The sequence below is a fragment of the Microbacterium sp. DWRC1-3 genome (assembly GCF_049896645.1).
Lineage (GTDB): Bacteria > Actinomycetota > Actinomycetes > Actinomycetales > Microbacteriaceae > Microbacterium > Microbacterium maritypicum.
On the sequence record NZ_JAFCUS010000001.1, the window covers coordinates 1,240,776 to 1,261,870 of the forward strand.

Sequence of the window (21,095 nt, forward strand, 5' to 3'; positions counted from 1 at the left end):
GCTGAACCGGTTCCGGCCCCCATCCCCCACCCCACGGGACCGGTTCAGCCCGCCTCATCGAAAGCACCACGACACGTGACATCCTTCTCCCTCGGCGACACCGACTTCCTCCGCGACGGACAGCCGCATCAGGTGATCTCCGGCGCCATCCATTACTTCCGCGTACACCCCGACCAGTGGCAGGACCGCATCCGCAAGGCCCGGTTGATGGGGCTGAACACGATCGAGACCTACGTCGCCTGGAACGCGCACGAACCGCGACGCGGTGAGTGGGACGCGAGCGGATGGAACGACCTCGGACGCTTCCTCGACCTGGTCCACGCCGAGGGTCTCGATGCGATCGTGCGACCCGGCCCCTACATCTGTGCCGAGTGGCACAACGGGGGCCTTCCGGTGTGGCTGACGGGGAGCGTCGAGGGGCTGCGCTCCTCCGCTGCCGACTTCCTCGTCGAGGTGAGCGCCTACCTGCGCCGCGTGTACGACATCGTCGCTCCGCGGCAGATCGATCGGGGCGGCCCCGTCGTGCTGGTGCAGATCGAGAACGAGTACGGCGCCTACGGATCCGACCGGGCCTATCTCGAGGCTCTGGTCGCCGTCACCCGCGATGCCGGGATCACCGTTCCGCTGACGACCGTCGATCAGCCCGTCGATCAGATGCTGAGCGACGGCAGCCTCCCCGAGCTGCACAAGACCGGGTCGTTCGGCTCCCGCAGCGCGGAACGGCTGGCGACCCTGCGCCGGCACCAGAGCACCGGTCCGCTGATGTGCTCGGAGTTCTGGGACGGCTGGTTCGACTGGTGGGGCGGCGTGCATCACACCACCGATGTCGCCACGGCCGCCGCCGACCTCGACGAGCTGCTGGCGGCCGGTGCTTCGGTCAACATCTACATGTTCCACGGCGGCACCAACTTCGCGCTGACCAACGGCGCGAACCACAAGGGTCGCTATCTGCCGCTGGTGACCTCCTACGACTACGACGCCCCGCTCGACGAGGCCGGCAACCCCACGGAGAAGTTCTTCGCCTTCCGCGAGGTCATCGCCCGGTATGCGCCGGTGCCGGATGAGCTTCCGGCTGCGGCCGAGGCAGCGCCCGCGTTCGAAGTTCCGCTCACGCGCGCGGGCGCCTGGACGGACCTCGCGGGTCCTGCGTCGACGACCGCGCAGCCCGAGACCTTCGACGCGCTCGGCCACCTCAGCGCCCTCGTGCGCTACGACACCGAGCTGAGGGATGCACGCGGCGGATTGCTCGTCGTCGACGAGGTGCGCGATCTGGCGTGGGTGAGCGTCGACGACCGCGTGGTCGGCACGCTCTCGCGCACCCGGCACGACCGGGCGATCCGGATCCCGGACGGCCGGACCCTCAGCATCCTGGTCGAGGATCAGGGTCGGGTGAACTACGACCACCGCCTCGGCGAGGAGAAGGGTCTGATCGGCGAGATCACCCTCGACGGCGCGCCGGTGACGGGCTGGCGCTCGACGCCGTTGGATGTCGCAGCGATCGCCGCGGAGGTCGACGCCGAGATCGATACCGAGTTCGATGCCCCTGCCGGTGCCGACGCCGCCGATGTCCTCAAAACGGGCCCGGCCGCGTGGACCAGCTCGTTCACCCTGGATGCACCGACGGACCTCGTCCTCGACACCATGGCCTGGAGCAAGGGCTACGCGTTCGTGAACGGTTTCTTCCTCGGCCGCTATTGGCGCAACGGTCCGCAGCGCACGCTCTCCGTGCCCGCACCCGCCACGAGAGAGGGGGCGAACCGTCTGGTCGTGCTGGAACTCGAGAACGTCGTGGAGCCGCGCGCCGTCTTCGTCGGTGCCCCTTCGCTCGGCGACACGGAGGAATAGCACCGCGGAGGTGCCCGCCCGGATGACACGCGAAAAGCGCGCACAGCAAACACTCAGGAAGGCGTAAACTCGCCCGAGTCCCTTGGTATACCGGGGACTCGATCGGAGGAGTTCCATGAGTACTGCCACTGCGCCCGCGAATCCTCGCTCGCGCGTCATCACCGCGAGCCTGGTCGGCACCACGATCGAGTTCTACGACTTCTACGCGTATGCCACGGCTGCCGTACTCGTGTTCCCGGTGCTGTTCTTCCCCACCGGGAACGACACCACCTCGCTCCTGTCGTCGTTCGCGGTGTTCGGCGCCGCGATGGTCGCCCGCCCCATCGGCGCCGTGGTGTTCGGCCACTTCGGCGACAAGTTCGGGCGCAAAGCCACGCTGGTGGCCTCGCTGCTGACGATGGGCATCGCGACCTTCGTCATCGGCCTGCTGCCGACGTACCAGGACATCGGATGGTGGGCGGCACTCCTGCTGCTGATCCTCCGGCTCGCGCAGGGCTTCGCGCTCGGCGGCGAATGGTCGGGTGCGGCGCTGGTCGCCACCGAGAACGCCCCGAAGGGCAAGCGCGCCTGGTACGGCACCTTCCCGCAGCTGGGTGCACCGCTGGGCTTCATCATCGCGAACTTCCTCTTCCTCGCCATCAACTGGCTGCTGCCGCATGCCGAGAACCCGGTGCTGAAGTCCGAGGCGTTCCTCTCCTGGGGCTGGCGCATCCCGTTCCTGTTCTCGGCCGTGATGGTCATCATCGGGCTGTGGGTGCGACTGAAGCTCGTCGAGTCCGACACCTTCAAGAAGGCCGAGACGAAGGGCGTGATCCGCAAGCTCCCGCTCGCGACCGTCTTCCGTCACCACTGGAAGCAGCTCATCCTCGGCACGTTCATCATGCTGGCGACCTACGTGCTGTTCTATCTGATGACGAACTTCACCCTCGCCTACGGCACCAAGCCCGCATCGCTGGAGACGGCATCGGCCGCAGCGAAGGCCGCGGCAGAGGCGACGGGCGCCCCGTTCGACCCGACCAAGTTCGCGGCCCAGTTCTATCCCGGCCTCGGCTTCGGCTACACCGACTTCGTGCTGATGCAGATCATCGGCGTCGTGTTCTTCGGCATCTTCACGCTGCTCTCCGGCCCCATCGCCGACGCGATCGGACGACGCAAGCTCCTGCTGTGGGTCACAGGTGTGATCATCGTGTTCGGCTTCACGTTCAACACGTTCCTGCTCCCTGCCGCCGACCCGAAGTTCACCGGTGCGCTCGCACAGGCCTTCCTGGTGTTCGGCTTCATGCTGATGGGAGCAACGTTCGGCCCGATGGGCGCTCTGCTGCCCGAGCTGTTCCCGACCAACGTCAGGTACACCGGCTCGGCGATCGCGTACAACGTGTCGTCGATCCTGGGCGCGGCCGTGGCGCCGCTGATCGCGCTCTGGCTGTGGTCGCTCGGTGACGGCGCTCCGTGGCTGGTGGGCCTGTATCTGTCGGCGATGGGTGTGCTGACCTTCATCGCGCTCCTCCTCAGCCCGGAGACCAAGGACCACGACTACGACGACGACCTCGGCGTCGCGGCGGCCGTCGAACTGTAGCCCGCGACTCCTCCGCAGCGCGAGGGCACCCCGTCTCCCGATGGGGTGCCCTCGCGTCGTCGGCAGGGATCGCGCGGGCAGGGATCGCTCGCGATCGCGTTCAGTCGGCGAGGAACTTCTCGATAGCCGCGATCGTGGTGGCGTTGTCGAGGTGCCGCACGGCGCGGATGCCGACCGCCTCGGCCCCGTCGACCGACGACGGGCGATCGTCGATGAAGAGCACCTGCGCGGGTTGCGCGTCCATCAGACGCAGCGCCTGCAGGTAGGCGTCACGGTGCGGCTTGTTCACGCCCTGTTCGTGGCTGTAGCAGATCGGATCGAACACCTCGGAGAACCCGAAGCGCCGCTCCTCCTCCTCGCGCGCGCCATCGGCGGAGTTGGAGAGGATCGCGGTCCCCGCGCGTGACGAGAGCGTTCGCGCGTAGTCGATCAGCTCGACATTCCCGGTGCCGCAGTACGCATCCCAGAAGTCCGCGCGCATGGCCGCGCACTGCTCATCGTCGAGTTCGAGGGCGGCGCCAACCGCAGCCCAGAACGCGGGCTCCGTGCCGACGATGACATCGATCGCGGGAAGTTCGGCGCCCGCGATCCGCGCATCGAACGCCGCCGTGTCGAGGCCGCTCACCGCGCGCCAACGCTCCCACCACTCCTGCTGCCACGCGTCGTCGTCGACGGCCTCCAGAACTCCACCGATATCGAACAGGATCCACTTCTTCGTCGACATGACCCCAGACTGCCACGTCAACATGTATTGACATCTCCGAGTCCGTCAACGAGTATTGACGAAGGAGGTGCATCATGACAATGCCGACCGCGATCGCACAAGAGGACGGGGGCGAGCCCCTGGCCGCGCTGCACCGCCTCGCCGAAGTGCGCAAGGAGGTCGCCCGCGCCGAAGAGGCGAACGTGCGCCGCGCACGCAACCTCGGCTATTCGTGGCAGGCGATCGCCAGCGCTCTCGGCGTGAGCAAGCAGGCGGCGCACCGTCGCTTCGGCCACTCCTGAGCCGCGTTCAGCTCCTCCATAGGATTCGACCGCAAACGAAGTACGGTCGAAGTACCATCTCCAGATAGAGGTCCCGCATGTCCGGTTCGGCGACAGCACGCCGCCGCGGACGTGGCGCACAGCCCGAAGGCCCCCGCGCCACCTTCCGCCAGCTCCTCCCCTTCCTCTTCGAGCACAAGCGCACCCTGATCGTGGTCGCCGTGCTCAGCGTCATCGGCGCGGCGACGTCGCTCGTGCAGCCGTTGCTCGTGGGTCAGGTCATCGAGGCGGTGCAGTCCGACACCGGCATCGGGATCCTCGTGTGGCTGCTCGTGGGCTTCGTGGTCGTGTCGTCTGTCATCTCCGGCTTCCAGCACTACCTCCTCCAGCGCACGGGCACCGCGGTCGTGTACTCGAGCCGCCGCAAGCTGATCGCCCGCATCCTGCATCTGCCCACGTCGGAGTTCGATGCCCGCCGCACCGGCGACCTCGTCTCGCGCGTGGGCACCGACACGACCCTGCTCTACGCTGTGCTCACCCAGGGCCTCGCAGACGCGGTCGGCAGCGCCGTGCTCTTCCTCGGCGCGCTCATCGCGATGCTCGTGATCGATCCCATCCTGCTGCTGCTCATCGTCGTGGTGATCGGCATCTCGGTCGCGGTGGTCGTGCTGCTCAGCGGGCGCATCCGCACCGCATCGACCGCGCAGCAGGAGAAGGTGGGCGAGCTGGCCTCCGGTGTCGAACGCGCCGTGGGCTCGATCCGCACCATTCGCGCGTCTGGTGCGACCGAGCGCGAGACCACCGCGGTGTCCGAGCTCGCCTCCGACGCCTACGGCATCGGCGTGCGCATCGCCAAGATCTCCTCGATGGTCGTGCCCGTCTCCGGCATCGCCCTGCAGCTGTCGCTGCTCGTCGTCCTCGGCGTGGGCGGATTCCGCGTGGCCGCAGGAGCCATCACGATCGCCTCGCTGATCTCGTTCATCATGTTCCTGTTCCTGCTCGTGATGCCGCTGGCCACGACGTTCGGAGCGATCACCTCGGTGAACCAGGCCCTCGGGGCGCTCGGACGCATCCAGGAGGTGCTCGACCTGCCCACCGAGTCGCAGGACGATGAGAAGATCGCCGCGTCGCTGCCCCGTGAGACGGCAGCACCGGATGCGCCGGCGATCGAATTCCGCGACGTGCGCTTCCACTACCCCGCGAACGTCGTGGCCGCGCGTCAGGCCGCCGCCAAGGAAGCACGGAATCTGCTCGCCGACGCGCACCTGGAATCGGCAGAGGATGCCGCGCCGGCCGCCCAGGACCACGAAGTGCTGCGCGGGGTCTCCTTCGCCGTGCCGCACGGCTCCCGCGTCGCGCTGGTCGGCCCCAGCGGTGCGGGCAAGAGCACGATCCTGTCGCTGATCGAGCGCTTCTACGACCCCACGGGCGGATCGATCCGCCTGCACGGTCACGACGCGCGCACCTACCCGCGCGACGAGCTCCGCGCCCACTTCGGCTACGTCGAACAGGATGCGCCGACGCTGGCCGGCACACTCGCCGAGAACCTGCGGCTCGCCTCCCCCGAAGCGACGGACGCCGACTGCGAACGAGTGCTGCGCGCCGTGAACCTGGGCGACGTGCTGGAGCGCAACCCGCTCGGCATCGAGGCACCGGTGGGCGAGGACGGCGTGATGCTCTCCGGTGGTGAGCGTCAGCGTCTCGCGATCGCCCGCGCCCTGCTCACCGACGCCCCGATCCTGCTGCTCGACGAGTCCACGTCATCACTCGACGGCGTGAACGAGCAACGCATGCGCGAGGCCATCGACGCGGTATCCACCGACCGCACGCTCATCGTGATCGCGCACCGCCTCTCGACCGTCGTCGACAGCGACCTGATCGTGGTGCTGCAGGACGGCGTCGTGGTCGGCCAGGGTACGCACACCGAGCTCGTGGAATCGACGCCGCTGTACCGCGACCTCGCACGTCACCAGCTGCTCGCCTGACGCCACCCGTTCCCGGGCAACACGAAGGCGGGACGTCGGAGACCACTCAGCCATGGGTTCGTCTCTGATGTCCCGCCTTCGCGGGTCTGCAGGGCACGGAGCCCTGAGGGTGCCGGCTCCCCCGAACCGGCACCGGTCTGGGGTTACGCCTTGTCGAGGCGGTAGCGCAGCGAGGCCAGCTCGGCGCGCAGGGCCGCGGGAACCTTGTCACCGAAGGTGTCGTAGAACGCCTCGGTCAGGTCGGCCTCGGTCTTCCACGCCTCGGCATCGACGGAGAACAGCTCGTCGAGGTCGGCGGCGGGGATGTCGAGTCCGTCGAGGTTGAGGTCCTCCACGCGCGGCAGGCGTCCGATCGGGCTGTCGACCGCGGAGACATCGCCCGCGATGCGGCGGATGATCCAGTCGACGACACGCGAGTTGTCGCCGAAGCCCGGCCACAGGAACCGGCCGTCGGCACCGCGGCGGAACCAGTTCACCTGGAAGATGCGCGGCGCCCGGTCGAAGCGAAGACCGCGACCGACCTTGAGCCAGTGACCGAAGTAGTCCGCCATGTTGTAGCCGCAGAAGGGCAGCATCGCGAACGGGTCGCGGCGCAGCTCCCCCACGGTTCCCTCAGCGGCAGCGGTGCGCTCGGACGAGATGTTCGAGCCGAGGAAGACGCCGTGCGTCCAGTCGGTGGCCTCGACCACGAGCGGGACGTTGCTGGCGCGGCGCCCGCCGAACAGGATGACGTCGAGCGGCACGGCCTCTTCCCAGTCCTCGGAGATCTGCGGGCACTGCGCCGCCGACACCGTGAAGCGGGAGTTGGGGTGCGCGGCCGGTCGGCCGGACTCGGGGGTCCAGTCGTTGCCCTCCCAGTCGATCAGGTGCGCGGGCGCCTCGTCGGTCAGACCCTCCCACCACACGTCGCCGTCGGGGCGGAGCGCGACGTTGGTGAAGATCGTGTTGCCCCACAGCGTCTCGACCGCGGTGACGTTGGTCGACTCGCCGGTGCCGGGTGCGACGCCGAAGAAGCCGGCCTCAGGGTTGATGGCCCACATGCGGCCGTCTTCGCCCGGACGGATCCAGGCGATGTCGTCACCGAGGGTCTCGACGCGCCAGCCGGGGATGGTCGGGCGGAGCATCGCGAGGTTCGTCTTCCCGCAGGCCGACGGGAAGGCCGCAGCCACGTGGTACGCCTTGCCCTGGGGGTCGATCACGCGGATGAGCAGCATGTGCTCGGCGAGCCAGCCCTCGTCGCGGGCGATCACCGAGGCGATGCGCAGCGCGAAGCACTTCTTGGCCAGGATCGCGTTGCCGCCGTAGCCCGAGCCGTAGGAGTAGACCTCGAGCGTCTCGGGGAAGTGCACGATGTACTTGTCGTTGTTGCAGGGCCACTCGGCATCCTGCTCGCCCGGTGCGAGCGGAGCACCGACCGAGTGCACGGTCTTGACCCACGGCGCACCCTCGGCGATCTGACGCGTGACGGCATCGCCGACGCGGGTCATGATGCCGATCGAGGCGACCGCGTAGGCGCTGTCGGTGATCTGGACACCGATGTGCGAGAGCGGGCCGCCGACGCGTCCCATCGAGAACGGCACGACGTACATCGTGCGGCCGCGCATCGATCCCTCGAAGATCTCGTCCATCTTGGCGTGCATCTCGGCGGGGGCCGCCCAGTTGTTCGTGGGGCCCGCGTCCTCTTCGCGCTCGGAGGAGATGAAGGTGCGTCCCTCGGTGCGGGCGACGTCGCTGGGGTGCGAACGGGCGAGGTAGGAACCGGGGCGCCATTCGGGGTTGAGCTTGATCAGCTTGCCCTCGTCGACGAGTCCGCGCAGGAGCCAGTCGTTCTCGGCGGGCGAGCCGTCGACCCAGTGCACCGCGTCGGGCTGGGTGAGTGCGCGGATCTCCTCGACCCAGGCGGCCAGCTCGGCCATCGCGGGGGTGTCATACGTCGGAGCCGCGCCGAACGTACGCGTCTGTGCGACGGGAGACGTGCGGGGGGTGAAGACTTCGGCGATAGCCATGACGTGTGCTCCTTTGAAGTGTGGGGCGTTGCACCTATCTTCTTCCGGTTCGAGCGCGACTTTCGGCCATTTCGAGCGATAAGAACTTCAATTCTTTCGCTAGACTCAAGGAATGGCGTCCTCCGGCATCCACCTCACGACTCTCGGCCACCGCATCCGTCACCACCGGTTGGAGAACGGGTTCACGCTCGACGAGCTCGGTGCTCTCGTCGGCGTCGCCGGTTCGCAGCTGAGCCTGATCGAGAACGGCAAGCGCGAGCCCAAGCTCTCGCTGCTGCAGGCGATCGCCCAGGCGACCAAGACGGAGGTGACCGATCTCATCTCCGGGGAGCCGCCGAACCGCCGTGCCGCTCTCGAGATCGCCCTGGAACGCGCGCAGGAGAGCCCGGTCTTCCGCCAGCTCGGCGTCGCGCCCGTGCGCGTGACCAAGGGCATGAGCGACGAGACCATCGAATCGGTCCTCGGCCTGCACCGGGAGCTGGAGCGTCGCGAACGCGAGGCCATCGCCACACCGGAGGAGGCGCGGCGCGCGAACACCGAGCTGCGGCTGCGGATGCGCGCGCAGAACAACTACCTCCCCGAGATCGAGAAGCTCGCCGAGAAGCACCTCAAGGCCGCGGGACACGTGCAGGGCGCTCTCACGCACCGCACCGTGAGCATCATGGCCGAGAAGCTCGGATTCGAGCTGATCTACGTCAACGACCTCCCCCATTCGACCCGATCGGTCACCGACCTCGAGAACGGACGCATCTACCTGCCGCCGGCCTCGATCCCCGGCGGTCACGGTCTGCGGTCGATGGCGCTGCAGGCCATGGCGCACCGCCTGCTCGGGCACGCCCCGCCCACCGACTACGCCGACTTCCTGCAGCAGCGCCTCGAGATCAACTACTTCGCCGCGTGCTGCCTGATGCCGGAGACCGCATCGGTCGCGTTCCTGCAGCAGGCGAAGAAGGATCGCAACCTCGCGGTCGAGGACTTCCGGGACGGCTTCGGCGTGACGCACGAGGCGGCGGGCATGCGCATGACCAACCTGCTGACGCAGCACCTCGGCATGGCGCTGCATTTCCTGCGCGTCGACTCCACCGGCGCCATCACCCGCGTGTACGAGAACGACGACCTGCCGCTGCCGATGGATGTGACGGGCGCGGTCGAGGGACAGCGGGTGTGCCGGAAGTTCCAGGCGCGCGCGGCGTTCACGCAGCAGAACCGCACGGTCGAGCACCATCAGTACACCGACACCCCCTCCGGCACGTTCTGGTGCTCCACCCAGACCGGCTCGTCGAGCGACGGCGAGTTCTCGGTGACCGTCGGCGTGCCCTTCGACGACGCACGATGGTGGCGTGGACGCGAGACCGGCGACAGGGCCGTGTCGACCTGCCCCGACGAGTCGTGCTGCCGACGCCCCTCGGCCGAGCTGAGCGACCGTTGGAGCGGACGGGCCTGGCCGAGCGCACGCGTGCACACCCACATGTTCTCCCCGCTCCCCCGCGGCGCGTTCCCCGGTGTCGACGACAACGAGGTCTACAACTTCCTCGCACGCCACGCGAGCGAGTAGTCGCGGCGGCCGGTCGAGGCAGGAGCGCGCGCCGAGGCGGGAGCGGGCGCCGCGGCGGAGCAGGAGCGGGCGCCGAGGCGCGAGGATGCCGCGCCGGCTCAGTCGTCGGCGAACGCGGCGAACCGGGCGAGGGCGGCGGCCACCGCGGCGGGATCCTCCGGCCGCTCGAACAGCGCGGGCGGAGCGTCGCGTGTCGCGCCCGCGTGCGACCAGGTGCCGATCACGCGCCCCTGCTCGACGAGGGTCGGACGCACCATCCCGTTCTTGCCGGGGCCGACGGCTGCGAGATGCTCCTGCGCGCAGACGGTCGTGCGGTCGGCGTAGGAGATGTAGTACTCGTCGAACGCGCCGAGGGCGTGGACGGACGGCGCCCCGGTCGTGCGTCGAGGGCGCCGGCGGGGCGCGAAGAGTCCGTCGCCGAGGTCCTCCACCCTCTCGGCCGCCCGCGCGGCCGCCTCGCGCGCCTGGCCGAGGGTGAGCCCCGACCACCAGGCGAAGTCGGCGATCGCGGCGGGGCCGTGTCCGTCGATGTAGCGGACGAACAACTCGGCGAGCGGATCGTCGGGGACGGCGTGCTCGCGGATGTGTTCCTCCACGAGCACGAAACGCTGCTCGCGGGTGACACCTTCCCGCGGGACGACGGGTCCCTGGCAGATCAGGCCGTCGATCGTGAGGGTGAACAGCAGATGGATGCCGCGCTGGCCCGCGGGATCGATGCCGATGCCCTCGAGGATCTCGAACACCTCGGCACGGGTGCACCCGCCGTCGCGCAGCGCCGGGGTCAGTGCCCTGACGGCCGCGACGACCATGTCGTCGTCGATGCCGAGGTCGCGGTGTCGGGAGGCCGCCTGCTGACGCTGCCGCCCGGCGGTGACCTGGAGCATCCAGCCGAGGTCGCGCGCGGGAACCGTGTGCAGTGTGCCGCGCATGGTCCAGCCGCGCACGATGTCACCGCGGTCGAAGGCGCGGTCGACGTCGCGCAGCCGCACCGGGTTCGCGGTGCGGACGGCGAGCGCCCATCGTCCGGCCGTGAAGTCCTGACTCTGCACGGCGAGCATGTGATGCGCGGCATCCGTCACGGTGCGTGCCGGCGCCGTGAGCCGGTGCGATCGGAGGCGCTCGGCGAGCAGGGTCGCGGTCTTCATGACCTCATCATGCCGGGCGCCACCGACCCGGCGCACGGATCGCGTCAGCCCTGCAGGGTGACCTCTGGACGTTCGGGGAGCACGATCGGGTGCGAGCCCGCCATGACCTCGAGCACGCGGATGACCTGGCAGGAGTACCCGAACTCGTTGTCGTACCAGACGTAGAGGATGAGGGTGTCCTCGTCGGCGATCGTGGCGAGGCCGTCGACGATGCCCGCCCGGTGGGAGCCGACGAAGTCGGTGGAGACCACGTCGGGGCTCTCGACGTAGTCGATCTGCTGACGAAGCTTCGAGTGCAGCGACACGCGGCGCAGGTAGTCGTTGACCTGGTCCTTCGTGGCGGGGCGCGCGATCGTCAGGTGCAGCACGGCGAGCGAGACGTCGGGGGTGGGAACGCGGATCGAGCTGCCGGTGAGCTTGCCCTCCAGCTGCGGGAGCGCCTTGGCGACCGCCTTCGCGGCCCCCGTCTCAGTGATGACCATGTTGAGCACCGCCGAGCGTCCGCGACGGTCGCCCTTGTGGAAGTTGTCGATCAGGTTCTGGTCGTTCGTGAACGAGTGCACGGTCTCGACGTGCCCCTTGACGACGCCGTACGCCTCGTCGATCGCCGCCAGCACGGGCGTGATGGCGTTGGTCGTGCAGGATGCGGCCGAGAGGATGCGGTCGGTGTCGGCGATCGTATCGTCGTTGATCCCGTGGACGATGTTCTTGAGGGGGCTCTTCCCCGGCGCGGTGAGCAGCACACGGGCGACGCCCTTGGAACGCAGGTGCTGCGAGAGGCCGGCTTCGTCGCGCCAGCGCCCGGTGTTGTCGACGACGATCGCGTCGTGGATGCCGTGGGCGGTGTAGTCGATGGTCGCGGGGTCGTCGGAGTAGATCACCTGGATGCGGGTGCCGTTCGCGATGATCTGCTCGGCTTCCTCGTCGACGGTGACCGACCCGGCGAACCGACCGTGCACGGAGTCGCGCAGCAGCAGGGATGCGCGCTTGACGAGGTCGTTCTCGGCGCCGCGGCGGACGACGATGGCGCGCAGACGCAGTCCGCTGCCTCCGCCGGTGTGGGCGATGAGGATGCGGGCGAGGAGGCGACCGATGCGTCCGAAGCCGTAGAGGACGACGTCGGTGGGTTCGGCGGCGACGGCTCCCATGGCGGGCGCGAGCACCTCGGCGAGGTAGGTCTCCAGCGGCTGCCCGCTCTCGGCGTGCCCGGCGACGAGCCGGGCGACGTCGAGGGAGGAGGCGCCGGGAGCAAGTGCATGGATCGCTTCCAGCACGGCGAGGCTGTCTTCGATCGGGAGCCGCTCATGCCCGAGCTGCGCGACGCGCTCGTGCACTTCGACGAGGCCGGTCGCCGACAGGCCGAGCAGCCGGTGCCCGTGGAGAGAGGTGACCACGTCGTGTTCGCGTCGGAGCGCCCCGATGAGCGGGATCATCCGCTCCGCCAGCTCTTCGCTCTCAGTCCAGTCGTCGCGGTGTGCCGCGGAATCGTTCATCTGCGTCCTTGCATGTGTGAGCGCGCGCCGAGATCGCCGGCGCGCGGGTTGCCGGGTGAATCGGGGGATGCATCCAGCGTACAAGTCGCGGGAACGCGTGCCGAATCGGGACGTCGACGGTGCCCGGTCGCCGGCGGGAATCCCGCGCGCCGCGCGTGCGTTCTCTTCGTCGGATGCTCGATGAAAGGCCGCCGATGACAGATCACCCTCGCCGCTCGGCGTGGCCGCCCCTGCTGCTCGCGATCGCGCTCGAGGTCACCGCGACCCTCTCGCTGCGCGCGGCCGAGGGCTTCACCCACCCGCTCTGGCTGATCGTCGTGGTCATCGGCTACTCCGGCTCGCTGTGGCTGCTGTCCGTCGTGCTCGATCGCGGCATGGCCGTGGGTGTGGCGTACGGTATCTGGTCGGCGATCGGAGTCGTGCTCACCGCCGTGTTCGGCACCGTGCTGTTCGGCGAGCTGCTGGGCCCGGTGCAGATCATCGGCGTCGGCGTGATCGTGATCGGCGTGCTGCTCGTCGAGCTCGGCTCGCACACGCGTGAGGCGAAGGAGGTCACCCCATGACCTGGCTGCTCCTCGCCCTCGCGATCGCCAGCGAGGTCACCGCGACGCTGAGCCTGCGCGCCTCCGAAGGCCTGCGCCGGCGCCGCTGGATCCCCGTGATCGTCGTGGGCTATCTCGCCGCGTTCACGCTGCTGGGCACGATCCTCGCGCTGGGGATGCCCGTGGGCGTCGCCTACGGCATCTGGGCAGCGGCCGGTGTCGCGCTGACCGCGGTGCTGGGGCGGGTGATCTTCAAGGACCACTTCTCGGCCATGATGGCCGTCGGGGTCGCGCTGATCGCCGTCGGGGTGGGGATGATCGAGTTCGGCGGCGGACACTGATCACCAGCCCTCGTCGGCGTCTGCTCGAGCTGCTCCTCTTCGTCGTCATTTTACGTCTACACTGGTGGAATAATGACACAGTCACTCCACGGCGACGAGGCCGATCTGATCATCCGCGGCGGCCGCATCCACACCCTCGACCCCTCGGATGCGATCGTCGGAGCTCTCGCCGTCCGTGACGGGGTGATCATCGCCCGAGGCGACGATGCGGAATCCCTCGATGCCCGCGCCGTGGTCGAGCTGGATGGACGCACGGTGATCCCCGGCATCAACGACGCCCACCTGCACGCCGCATGGTTGGGCGCACGGTGGCCCCACCTCTTCTTCTCCGACACTCCCCCCGAGGAGCAGCCATCCGGGCGGCTCGTGTCGAGCGCAGGAGAGCGCCGCACAGCGCTGCGGCGGGCGTGGGCGCTGCTGGCCGAACTGGGCATCACCAGCTACACGGAACCCGGGATCGGCCCCGGCGAGGATGACGGCGAGACGGGATGCTTCGGCTCCGACATGCTCGACACCTATCTCGAGCTGCACCGCGAACGCGCGCAGACCTCCCGCGTGACCCTGCTGCGGCTGTTCGGCACGATCGACGGGGAGAGCACCCTCGCCGACTTCGAGAGAGGCATCCGCACCCCTCCCCCCGCCTCGGATGCCCGGTGGCTCGCGGTCCCCGGAGTGAAGATCTTCGCCGACGGCATCCCACCCCTGGCGACCGCCTGGGTCGATGAGCCCTATGCCGACGGCACGACGGGCGGCCTGCTCACCCGTGGCGAACCCGACGCCCGCACCGCCTTCCGACGCATGCTCGAACTCGCCTCGGCTCGCGGAATGCAGATCGCCGTGCATGCGACGGGAGACCGCTCGATCGCCGAGTTCCTGTCCGTGCTGGAGCGACGGCACGGCGATCACCCCACGCCGGCGGGGCCGCACTACGTCGTGCACGGCGACCTCGCAACGACCGCGCAGATCGCCCGGATGGGGCGGATCGGTGCGGGGTTCGCCGTGCAGCCGCTGATCGCGGCGCACACGCACTCCTGGGCAGCGGTGCAGCTCGGAGAGGCCCGGCTCGCCACCGCCTGGCCGCTCGCCGAGATGCTGACCTCCGACGCCCTGACCACGGTCACCAGCGACTCCCCCATCGCCAGCCCGGATTGGCGACTCGGGCTCGATGCCTCCCTCGCCCTCCTCACCGCTGCAGGGATCGCCGACGACGCGCAGAGCAGGAACCGGCTGCTGCGGTCCATGACCGTCGAGGCCGCCCGACAGGACGGCGCCTCCGCGTGGAAGGGGTCGCTGGAGGTCGGCAGGGTCGCCGATCTCACGGTGCTCGATGAGGACCCGCTGACCCCCGGCCGCGACTTCGCGACGATCGGGGTCGCCCGCACGATCGTCGACGGGCGCACGGTCTTCACCCGCGACTGACCGGCCCACCCGCGACCAACCGCCCCGCGGCCAACCGCCCCGCGGCCGACCGGCCTGCCCACACCTCGCCGAGGGGTCGCACACGAAAACGGCGGGCGGCATGCTCTCACATGCCGCCCGCCTCTGATCCCCCTCGGACCAGTCGTGTGCCCCGGCACCGGATCGCGTCCGATGCCGGGGCGAGTCTCACACCGCGGTCGCCACGAGCACCCGCGGGCTGCCGGGCAGGGCCACCTTGTCGCGCACCGACCACCCGGCGTCGGCGAGCCATCCGCGCACCTCCGCCTCGGGGTACACGACGGTGCCGTCGATCACCAGGTACTCCCCCGCGTGCAGCGCGTCGAGGCCGCGCTGCTCCGCATCCTCGTCCAGGAAGAAGTCGAGCACGGTCAGGGTCGCCCCCTCGACGGCAGCCGCGCGCAGGTTGCGGAAGATCTGCGCGTTCTCCTGCGCGGAGAAGCGGTGGATGACGTGGTTGGCGAACACCACGTCGTACTCGCCTTCCGGTGCGGTGGTCGCGGTGCCACCGACCTCGACCGCGGCACGATCGTGCATCCCGGCGGCCGCCACCGCCTCGACGATGCCGTCTTCGAAGCCGGGGGCGTAGAGGAAGGTCGTCCGCAACGCGGGGTTCTTCGCCATGACCGACAGCGCGAACTCGGCGGAGAGCCCACCGAAGTCGAGTGCCCTGGTCGCGCCTTCGAGGTCGACGAGACGACCGAACTCCTGCGCGTGCAGGCGGTTGTACGTCATGACGCCCGCCATGAAGGTCGCCCAGCGGGCGTCGTCCATCTGCAGATCGCCCGGCTCGGTGGTGTCGACCGTGTGCGCGAACTGCAGCCAGTGCGGGTAGCTGATCTCGTCGAGGAAGGTGAGGAACGGCGCGAGGTCGATCGCTGCCTCCTCGCCGACGAGGTACGCGGCGGCGGCGTCGGCGAGCTCATAGCGCCCCGCGGCGCGGATCAGCAGACCCTTCGCGGCCATGGCGTCGGCCAGCAGCGCCGCGATGCGCTCGCTGACCCCGCACCGCTCGGCGATCTCGCCCGCCGTGTCGGCCCCGTCGGCCACCGCGGCGAACAGCCCGATCCGGCTGGCCTGGAAGAGCTGCTTGGAGGCCATGTAGCCGGTGGCGATGTCGAGGATCCGCGCCGCATCGGCGGTGGGAATGTCAGTCATGAACGAGCCTTTCAATTTGTCTACAAATGTTGGAAATAAAAGTCATGAAAGAGCCGGCCGCGAGAGGGGGCTCACGCCGCGAGGAACTCCTGCGCAGCCCTGCGGAACTCCGCTGTGTGCAGGGCCGAGAGATGATCGCCCGGCACGCGCCGCGCTCGCGCATCGGGGAGCATCGCGGCGAGATCATCGATCCCCGCCGCCATCTCGTCGTCCGCCCCGCCGAGCAGCAGGACGGGCACGGCGGGCGCGCTGTGGCCGGGGACGAAGGGCTCCGCCGCCAGGCCCTCGATCAGCGAGAGCAGGTCGGCAGGACGATTTCCGGGCATCGACACCATCTGGACGATCATGCCCGTGAGCGGGTCCCGGGGCGAGCGGGCGCCCGCGAGAGCCGCTCGAGCCGCCGGAAGATCGACGAACGCGAAGGGCTCCCCCGCGCTGAGTCCACCGAGCACCAGCCGTCGGACCGCGACACCGGGGTGGTGGGCCAGGTCCCACGCGAGCCGTGCCCCGAGCGAGTAGCCGACCAGGTCGACCTCTTCCGCACCGATGGACGATGCGATGGTGTCGAGCACGACCGATGTCGTCGCGGAGCCGAGCGCGACACTGTCGCCGTGCGCCGGCAGATCGATCACCATACGCGGGCGCTCTCCGAGCACACCCTCCCACTCCCGATCCGGCCAGTCCACGGAACCCCGCGAGGCGAGGCCGTGCAGGAACGCGACAGGACGCCCCTGGCCGGGGCGGTGGGTGACGGACAGGGACACGGTCATGAGACGCCTTTCTCTCGAATGCGGCGCCTCGCGATCAGCGCAGTCGCGCCAGGAACTGCTGGATGTAGTCCTGATAGTCGGCGATGCGCTCGCCCTCGGGATACATGAGGTTGATCACGGTCGCCCCCACGGCGACCGAGATGAACTCGTTCGCGAGTGCCGCGTAGTCCTGATCGCGGATGGCGCCCGCATCGCGCGCCGCCTCCATCCGCTCGACGAGCATCGCGTGCCACCGCCCGAGGTGCGTGCGGTACAGCTCCGTGAGCTGATCGTTCGACATCGCGTACTCCCACAGCGCGAGGAGCACCCGCCCGCTCGCGATCTCGCCGACGCTGCTGGGCAGCGTGCCCTCGAGCACCTGCTGCAGCATCCGCTCGGGCGTCGCACCCTCGGAGATCGACTGCTGGAGCCAGGTGTCGTGCTCGAGCAGCACCGTCTCGAACGTGGCGGCGACGATGCTCTCCTTCCCGGGGAAGTAGTGCTTCAGCGCTCCGTTCGCGAATCCGGCCTCGGCCGCGATGCTGCGCATCGTCGCCGCCTCGAACCCGCCCTTCAGGATGATGCTCTTGGCCACGTCGACGATGTCCCGTCGACGCTGGTCGTGGTCGATGATCTTCGGCATGACGTCCTTCCGGCCGATTCTGCTGCGTGGAGTGTTCCGGCCTGGAGCTACCGTACCGCCGCATCGCGCACCTCCCGCAGAGCGAGCCACTGGGCACGGCGCTCGCGTTGCGCAGCCGGATCGGCGACGGGCGATGCCAGACGGAGCCGCTCGGAGTACGGATGCTGCGGAGCGCGGGTGACCTGCTCCCCGGCACCGACTTCGACGAGTTCGCCGCGATACATCACGGCCACCCGATGGCAGACTCTGCGCACGACGCCGAGGTCGTGCGAGACGAACAGGTAGGCCACGCCGGTGTCGCGCTGCAGCTCGATGAACAGATCGAGGATCGTCGCCTGGGTCGTGAGGTCGAGCGCGCTCACGGGCTCGTCGCACACGACCAGGCGCGGGCCGCGCACCAGCGCACGGGCGATGGCCACTCGCTGCCTCTGCCCACCGGAGAACTCGCTCGGATAGCGATCCATGGCCGCCGACGGGAGGCGCACGCGATCGAGCATCTCCCGCACCTTCGTCTCGGCGGCCCTGGCGCCGATCCCCGTCGTGAGAAGGGGCTCGGCGAGGATGTCTCCGATCGTCATCGCCGGATTCAGCGAGCCGTAGGGGTCCTGGAACACGACCTGCACGTCGTCGGCGAGCGCTCGGCGCGCGCGATGGCTCAGACGGCTGATCTCCTGCCCGTCGAAGCGGATGCTGCCGGCGGTGACCGGAGCCAGCCCGAGGATGGCCTTGCCGAGCGTGGACTTGCCCGATCCCGACTCCCCGACCAGGCCGAGGCACTCCCCCGGTGCGATGTCGAGAGAGACGCCGCGCAGGGCGCGGAACGCCCGCCGTCCGCGGCCGTACTCCACGACGAGGTCGTTCACTTCGAGGAGGGGGCTCATGCGGGGACTCCCGTCGTGGTGCGGTCGAGTTCGTCTCGGCCGACGGCGTCGTCGAGCGAGGCGGCGATGAGCTCCCTCGTGTACGGCTCGGCCGGGGAGGCGAACAGGGCGTCGACGGGACCGGACTCCACGATGTCGCCGCTGCGCATCACGATCACGCGGTCGCAGATGTCGGCCACGACGCCGAAGTTGTGCGTGACGATGAGAAGGGCCATGCCGTACTCCGCCTGCAGCTCGCGCAGCAGCTCGAGCACCTCGGCCTGCACCGTGACATCGAGCGCCGTGGTGGGTTCGTCGGCCACGAGGAGTGAGGGCTTGCCGGCGATGGCACCGGCGATCAGCACGCGCTGCGCCATCCCCCCGGACACCTGGTGCGGGTAGCTGCGCATCACCCGGTCCGGGTCGGTGAGGCCGACGCGCACGAGCATCGCGCGTGCGCGCTCCTTCGCGGCCGACCTGCTCAGCCCCTGTGTGCGGCGCAGCGGTTCGATGAGCTGATGACCGATCGTGTACGACGGATCGAGGTTGCTCATCGGCTCCTGCGGCACGTAGCCGATCGTCCGCCCGAGCAGGGCCCGGCGCTGCTTCGGGGTCGACGATGTGACATCGACCCCGCCCACCCAGATGGCGTCGGCGGTGGCGCGCCCCGTCGCGGGGAGGAGATCGAGCACGGAGAACACGGTCTGCGACTTGCCGGATCCCGATTCGCCGACGATGCCGACCACCTCGCCCGGCGCGACGTCGAGGGTCACGCCGTGCACGACCTCCGTCTCCTCGGTCGGCGTGGCGTGCACGACGCGGAGGTTCTCGACCCGCAGCGCGGACCCCTCCGCCGAGTGGTGAGCGCTGCCGGTCGGAGCACTGACGGGCATCGCTGCGACCTCATCGCGCTTTCGCCGGGCGACCCGGGGCGTCCGCACCTGCACGAGCTCTGCGAGGGTCGACCCCATGATCGCGAGCACGGCGATCGTGAGTCCGAGCGCGGCCGACGGCCACAGCAGCATGAGCGGGTACGTGAGCATGAGTCGGAAGCCCTCGAGCATCATGGCGCCCCAGCTCGGGACGTTCGAGTCGCCGATGCCGAGGAACTGGAGCCCTGCCTGCATGCCCATCGCGATCCCGGCGGTCAGGGCCGTCTGGATGATGACGGGCGGGTACACGGCCGTGATCACGTGGCGGAAGATGATCCGCCCGTCTGACAGACCGGAGACGCGCGCCGCGTCGATGTAGGGCTCGCCGCGCACGGCGAGCGTCTGCGAGCGGGCGATGCGGAAGTAGCCCGGCACCATGAAGACACCCACCGTGGCCATCAGCAGTTCGAAGTTGTTGCGGGAGCCGGCGGCGACGACGAGCAGGATGATCATGCCGGGGATCGACTGGAGCGCATCGCTGATCCAGGTGGCGGCCCTGTCGAACGCTCCCCCGAAGTAGCCGGCGGCGACGCCGGCCGGCACGCCGATCACGAGTGCGGTCACGATCGTGATGAGCGCGCCCCAGAGCGTGGTGCGGGTGCCGTAGATGAGGCGGCTGAGGATGTCCCGACCGGTGGAGTCGCCACCCAGCAGATGCTCCGGCCCCGGCGCGGCCTTGGCGGCGGACAGATCGACGAAGTTCGGATCCATCGGCGCGAGCAGCGGCGCGAAGATGCCGACGAGCACGATGAGGACGAAGATCGCGAGCGGGATGTAGCCGCCGGGGTGGCGGAGGAAGCGCCGGAACAGGCTCGATCGGCGCTTCTGTGCTGCCCGATCGAAGGCGACGCGGATGTCTGTCGTGGTCATGCGACGCGCACCTTCGGGTTGATCCAGCCGAGCACGAGGTCGAGCAGGAGGTTGATGAGGACGACGAAGACGACGGAGATGACCGTGATGCCGAGGAGCATCGGGATGTCGCCGTTCTGCGAGGACTGGTTGGTGAGCTGGCCGAGACCGGGGAGGCTGAAGATCTGCTCGACCACGATCGCGCCGGAGAGGAGTCCGACGAACATCAGCGCGATCACCGTGAGCGTCGCGGGTGAGGCGTTGCGGAGGATGTGCAGGTTCACGCGGGCGGTCGAGAGTCCCCGGCTGCGCAGCGTGCGCACCCAGTCCTGCCTGCTCTGCGCGATGACGGCGTTGCGCAGCTGCTCCGCGACGGCGACGATGCCGCCCAGCGCCAGCGAGATCGCCGGGAGGGTGATGGAGCGCAGCCACCCATCGACGGACTGCGTCGGGGGCACGTAGCCCACTGCGGGGAACCACTTCAGCTGCACCGCGAGCCACATCACCAGCACGAGGCTGACCCAGAAGCCGGGGAGCGCGAACAGCACGACGGAGATGCCCTTGATGACGCGGTCGAACCAGGTGCCGGGGCGCAGACCCGTGATCATGCCGAAGGCGATGCCGACCACCGCGGTAATGAGCGTCGCGAAGGTCACGACCGAGAGGGTCACCGGGACCTTGATCGCGAGCTGCGCGCTGACCGGCTGGAAGTTGCGCCAGGAGACGCCGAAGTCGAGCAGCGCGGCATGCGACAGCCAGTCCCAGAACTGCACCAGGAGCGGACGGTCGAGGCCGATCTTCTCGGCCAGCGCCGCCTGTTGCGCAGGACTCGCCGTCGTACCGAGGAGCGATGCGGTCGGGTCGCTGATGGCGAGGTGCGCCAGGAAGAAGGTGCCGATCGAGACCGCGACGAGCAGGAGGATGCCGGACAGCACCCGCTTCGCCGTGAACACAAGCATGGAAACCTCTCGGGGGTGGAGGGGTCGGAGGGGGAG

At 69.3% G+C, this 21,095-nt stretch carries 18 protein-coding genes; 8 read left to right on the top strand and 10 right to left on the bottom strand.

Annotated features, from left to right (window positions below; genetic code table 11):
- Positions 1-75: 75 nt before the first annotated feature.
- Both ACP699_RS05920 and ACP699_RS05925 read left to right on the top strand, forming a co-directional pair.
- Positions 76-1,845 carry a glycoside hydrolase family 35 protein gene (locus ACP699_RS05920; protein WP_426169957.1) on the top strand — a complete coding sequence of 590 codons (1,770 nt, stop codon included), beginning with the start codon at positions 76-78 and terminating at the stop codon, positions 1,843-1,845.
- A gap of 115 nt (positions 1,846-1,960) precedes the next feature.
- Positions 1,961-3,421, top strand: coding sequence for an MFS transporter (locus ACP699_RS05925; RefSeq protein ID WP_055864728.1), 1,461 nt, complete (start codon positions 1,961-1,963; stop codon positions 3,419-3,421).
- 100 nt (positions 3,422-3,521) lie between these two features.
- Here ACP699_RS05925 and ACP699_RS05930 read toward each other — a convergent pair whose 3' ends face one another.
- Complete coding sequence (locus tag ACP699_RS05930; RefSeq protein WP_426169961.1) at positions 3,522-4,145, bottom strand: HAD-IA family hydrolase; 624 nt, start codon at positions 4,143-4,145, stop codon at positions 3,522-3,524.
- A gap of 74 nt (positions 4,146-4,219) precedes the next feature.
- Here ACP699_RS05930 and ACP699_RS05935 point away from each other — a divergent pair, with 74 nt between their 5' ends.
- A complete protein-coding gene (locus tag ACP699_RS05935; protein WP_082531360.1) occupies positions 4,220-4,426 on the top strand; it encodes a transcriptional regulator in 207 nt (68 codons plus the stop codon).
- A 77-nt stretch (positions 4,427-4,503) separates the two neighbouring features.
- The gene (locus tag ACP699_RS05940; RefSeq protein ID WP_055873538.1) at positions 4,504-6,390 is read left to right on the top strand and encodes an ABC transporter ATP-binding protein; all 1,887 of its coding nucleotides are present in this window, start codon (positions 4,504-4,506) and stop codon (positions 6,388-6,390) included.
- Between the two features lie 143 nt (positions 6,391-6,533).
- Here the strand turns inward: ACP699_RS05940 and ACP699_RS05945 are convergent, their stop codons facing one another.
- Positions 6,534-8,396, bottom strand: coding sequence for a phosphoenolpyruvate carboxykinase (GTP) (locus ACP699_RS05945; protein ID WP_426169966.1), 1,863 nt, complete (start codon positions 8,394-8,396; stop codon positions 6,534-6,536).
- A gap of 112 nt (positions 8,397-8,508) precedes the next feature.
- On the opposite strand from ACP699_RS05945, the gene ACP699_RS05950 reads away from it, so the two are divergent.
- A complete protein-coding gene (locus ACP699_RS05950) occupies positions 8,509-9,951 on the top strand; it encodes a helix-turn-helix transcriptional regulator (RefSeq protein ID WP_017828778.1) in 1,443 nt (480 codons plus the stop codon).
- A 98-nt stretch (positions 9,952-10,049) separates the two neighbouring features.
- Here the strand turns inward: ACP699_RS05950 and ACP699_RS05955 are convergent, their stop codons facing one another.
- Positions 10,050-11,096 carry a winged helix DNA-binding domain-containing protein gene (locus ACP699_RS05955; protein WP_055873540.1) on the bottom strand — a complete coding sequence of 349 codons (1,047 nt, stop codon included), beginning with the start codon at positions 11,094-11,096 and terminating at the stop codon, positions 10,050-10,052.
- A gap of 44 nt (positions 11,097-11,140) precedes the next feature.
- On the bottom strand, positions 11,141-12,589 hold the full coding sequence (locus ACP699_RS05960; protein ID WP_055873543.1) for a glyceraldehyde-3-phosphate dehydrogenase: 1,449 nt from the start codon (positions 12,587-12,589) through the stop codon (positions 11,141-11,143).
- 194 nt (positions 12,590-12,783) lie between these two features.
- On the opposite strand from ACP699_RS05960, the gene ACP699_RS05965 reads away from it, so the two are divergent.
- The 3 genes from ACP699_RS05965 to ACP699_RS05975 all read left to right on the top strand — a co-directional run bounded on the left by ACP699_RS05965 (position 12,784) and on the right by ACP699_RS05975 (position 14,891).
- On the top strand, positions 12,784-13,152 hold the full coding sequence (locus ACP699_RS05965) for a DMT family transporter (RefSeq protein ID WP_055864747.1): 369 nt from the start codon (positions 12,784-12,786) through the stop codon (positions 13,150-13,152).
- Positions 13,149-13,472 (top strand): DMT family transporter, encoded by a 324-nt coding sequence (locus ACP699_RS05970; RefSeq protein WP_017828782.1) that lies wholly within the window; start codon positions 13,149-13,151, stop codon positions 13,470-13,472. The genes ACP699_RS05965 and ACP699_RS05970 overlap by 4 nt, the downstream gene beginning before the upstream one ends.
- A gap of 72 nt (positions 13,473-13,544) precedes the next feature.
- Positions 13,545-14,891, top strand: coding sequence for an amidohydrolase (locus ACP699_RS05975; RefSeq protein ID WP_426169973.1), 1,347 nt, complete (start codon positions 13,545-13,547; stop codon positions 14,889-14,891).
- A gap of 186 nt (positions 14,892-15,077) precedes the next feature.
- On the opposite strand, the gene ACP699_RS05980 is transcribed toward ACP699_RS05975, so the two are convergent.
- The 6 genes from ACP699_RS05980 to ACP699_RS06005 all read right to left on the bottom strand — a co-directional run bounded on the left by ACP699_RS05980 (position 15,078) and on the right by ACP699_RS06005 (position 21,059).
- Entirely contained in the window at positions 15,078-16,067 is a 990-nt protein-coding gene (locus tag ACP699_RS05980; protein ID WP_426169976.1) for a methyltransferase family protein, read from the bottom strand.
- A gap of 71 nt (positions 16,068-16,138) precedes the next feature.
- Positions 16,139-16,837: an alpha/beta fold hydrolase gene (locus ACP699_RS05985; RefSeq protein ID WP_426169979.1), complete on the bottom strand. Its 699-nt coding sequence runs from the start codon at positions 16,835-16,837 to the stop codon at positions 16,139-16,141.
- Positions 16,838-16,871: 34 nt separating this feature from the next.
- Positions 16,872-17,459: a TetR/AcrR family transcriptional regulator gene (locus tag ACP699_RS05990; protein ID WP_017828786.1), complete on the bottom strand. Its 588-nt coding sequence runs from the start codon at positions 17,457-17,459 to the stop codon at positions 16,872-16,874.
- Between the two features lie 47 nt (positions 17,460-17,506).
- Positions 17,507-18,340, bottom strand: coding sequence for an ATP-binding cassette domain-containing protein (locus tag ACP699_RS05995; protein ID WP_055873555.1), 834 nt, complete (start codon positions 18,338-18,340; stop codon positions 17,507-17,509).
- A complete protein-coding gene (locus ACP699_RS06000; RefSeq protein WP_426169984.1) occupies positions 18,337-20,121 on the bottom strand; it encodes a dipeptide/oligopeptide/nickel ABC transporter permease/ATP-binding protein in 1,785 nt (594 codons plus the stop codon). Before ACP699_RS06000 ends, ACP699_RS05995 begins: the two co-directional genes overlap by 4 nt.
- A complete protein-coding gene (locus ACP699_RS06005) occupies positions 20,118-21,059 on the bottom strand; it encodes an ABC transporter permease (RefSeq protein WP_426169987.1) in 942 nt (313 codons plus the stop codon). Before ACP699_RS06005 ends, ACP699_RS06000 begins: the two co-directional genes overlap by 4 nt.
- Positions 21,060-21,095: the final 36 nt, after the last annotated feature.